The organism is Paraplanobispora takensis (genome assembly GCF_016863195.1).
GTDB classification, from domain to species: domain Bacteria; phylum Actinomycetota; class Actinomycetes; order Streptosporangiales; family Streptosporangiaceae; genus Planobispora; species Planobispora takensis.
The window spans coordinates 1-2,547 of the sequence record NZ_BOOK01000113.1 but is presented as its reverse complement, the minus strand read 5'-3'; the positions used below and the strand labels follow the sequence as shown (position 1 = coordinate 2,547).

Annotated in this window: 2 protein-coding genes; both read right to left on the bottom strand. The window is 68.2% G+C overall.

The window, feature by feature from the left end; translation table 11 throughout:
* Nucleotides 1-122 precede the first annotated feature (122 nt).
* The gene (gene istB, locus Pta02_RS40600) at nucleotides 123-914 is read right to left on the bottom strand and encodes an IS21-like element helper ATPase IstB (protein WP_203880383.1); all 792 of its coding nucleotides are present in this window, start codon (nucleotides 912-914) and stop codon (nucleotides 123-125) included.
* On the bottom strand, nucleotides 914-2,419 hold the full coding sequence (gene istA / locus Pta02_RS40595) for an IS21 family transposase (RefSeq protein ID WP_203880382.1): 1,506 nt from the start codon (nucleotides 2,417-2,419) through the stop codon (nucleotides 914-916). The genes istB and istA overlap by 1 nt, the downstream gene beginning before the upstream one ends.
* Nucleotides 2,420-2,547: the final 128 nt, after the last annotated feature.

The window sequence follows — 2,547 nt, the reverse complement described above, 5'->3', positions numbered from 1 at the left end:
GTCAATGGAAACCTTGATCTCCCCGGTGGCGGACAGCGGATGCCTCCCGCTGGCGGACAGCAAAACTCCCCATGGACAGCAAAGCTCCCCACGTGATCCGCATGATCCTTCTGACGCGCGGGTCAGGTGAGGGGCCTCACCCCCTTGCCCGTGGTTGCCTCGGTAAGCCGGAAACTGTCACCCTGCGTCACCACGACATGAGCGTGATGCAGGAGACGATCAACCGTCGCGGTGGCCAAGGTCTTGGGCATGATCTCGTCGAAGCCTGACGGGTGCAGATTTGAGCTCACCGCCATCGCGCGGCGCTCATAGGCGGCATCGACCAGGCGGAAGAACCCCTCGGCTGCGTCGGCCGAGACCGGCAGCAGGCCGATGTCGTCGACGATGATGAGGTCGCTGCGGATGAGGCGGGTCATCGCCCGGGCCAGGGAGTCATCGACGCGGTGCCGGCGGATCAGGGCACCCAGGTCCTCGATGGCGAACCAGGCGACCGTCATCCCGGCCTCGATCGCGGCCTGGCCAAGCGCCTCGGTGAAGTGGCTCTTGCCCGTGCCCGAGGGACCGCAGACACACAGGTTCTCCTTGCGCTTGATCCACTCCAGCGTCTTGAGGGAGTCTTGGACCTGGCGGGAGATGGAGGAGGCGTTCTCGTCCCAGTCGCCGAAGGTCTTGCCGGTGGGGAAGGCGGCGCGCTTGCGCCGGGTGCGCAGGTTGGCTGCGTCCCGTCCGGCGGCTTCTTCGGCCAGCAGCACGCGCACGACCTCGGCAGGGTCCCAGCGCTGGGCCTTGGCGGTGGGGATCAGGTCGCTCAGCGCGCGGCGGATGTGCGGCAGCTTCAGGCGCCGGGTCAGCTCGATGGCCTCAGCCAGCGGGTCGCCGTTGCTGCCAAGCACGGTGCGAAGCGGGGCGGCCATCAGTGTTCGTCTCCTTCGGGAGCGACGCCGAAGCGGGACCAGGCCGAGGTGCCCGGCTGCAGGCTGTGGTTTTCCGAGGCGCGAGTCGGCTCGGGGATATGGCGTCCGATGTGGTGGTCAAGGATGGAGATCAGGTCGTTTTCGGCGAAGCGTCCGGCGATCGCCGCGGTGCCCAGGGCCCGGTCGACCTCGGCGGTGCCGTGGAGCTTGGCCAGTTGGATGGCCTCGGCCATCTTGGGCCGGATCCGGCGGGCGCCGCAGGTGGCGGCCTCGGTCAGCCAGGCAGCCGCACCAGGTCCGAGCGCGAGGAAGGCGGCCTCCTCGGCGCTGGTGGCCTTCGGGACGCGTTGGCTGTCGTGGTCGGGACGCGGCGGGTAGTGCTCGTTTTTGATCGATGGGTTGCCCGGGGTGGAGCGCTGGTGGCGGGTCGCCTCCATTGCGCCGTCCTCGGTGATGGCGGTGACGACGAGTTCGTCGCCGTGGAAGCGGGCCCAGATCGTCGTGCCGGCCAGCTGGTGCGGCACCGAGTAGCGGACCGCATCCACCGAGATCGTCGCGTCCGCGGCGACCTTGCGGGTGGTGCCCAGCGCCGCGGTGAACGGCGCCTCGGGCAGCCGGTGCAGCCGGTGTCGTTCCTCGGCCAGGGCCTGGGCGGGCGGGCGCCGGATCGCCCGGTGGACCTTGCCGTTGACCTCGGTGGTGAAGGCAGTGCAGGCCTGCTCCAACTCGCCGAAGTTCTGATAGGCCGGGCGCAGGTTGACCTCGGTCGGCACCAGGTCGCGCTTGGCGATGCGGACGGTGGCCTCGCTGCCGCCCTTGGACTGCGGGTCGGCCGGGAGGCAGGTGCGGATGGTCAGCCCGTAGTGGTGGCCGATCTCGATGATCTGCCGGTTGCGCACCGGGATGCGCGCGATGTGATCGGTGGTCACCGTCCGCTCGTTGTCGGTCAGCGCATAAGTCGGCGCGCCGCCGAGCTGGCGCAGCGTCATATCCAGGCAGGTGGCGATCGTCGGCAGCGTCTTGTCCAGCACCGGGATCACCACCCGGTAGCGCGACCAGGCCAGCCATGCGCACCACAGCCAGGTCCGGCGGCCTGCGATCTTCGGCCCGTCGCCCCAGTCCCACTGCATCCACAGTCCAGGCTCAGCGATCCAGGGCCGAAACACTCTGCGGTGGCCGGCCTGGTAGGAGGCCTTGGCCGCGGCCACCGCCCGGCGGGTCGTGCGGTCGGTGCCAGTGAAACCCATCGCTGTGATCTTCTCGTGCACCCGGTCAGCACCGATCCGGCCGCCGGACCGCTCGACCAGCTCCTCGATTTTCGGCATGAACTCGTCAATCATCTTGGGCCGCTGCTGTCGCCTTGTCGGGTCGCTGCCCTTGCCTCGCAGCAGTACATACCGCTTCACGGTGTGGTGGTCGACGCCCGCCAGATCGGCCGCTGCACGGTAACTGCCTGTGAGGTCATACGCTTCCAGAATCTCCATGATCTCCTCTTTCGTCTTCACGTCGGCTAGACAACAGCCGATGATCACCAGACGCCAGAAGGATCATGTGTCCGTCAGTGGGGAGATCTCGTGTCCGCCAGCGGGGAGTCGATCAGACCGCTGGCTGGGAGCTTTCCATGTCCGCCATC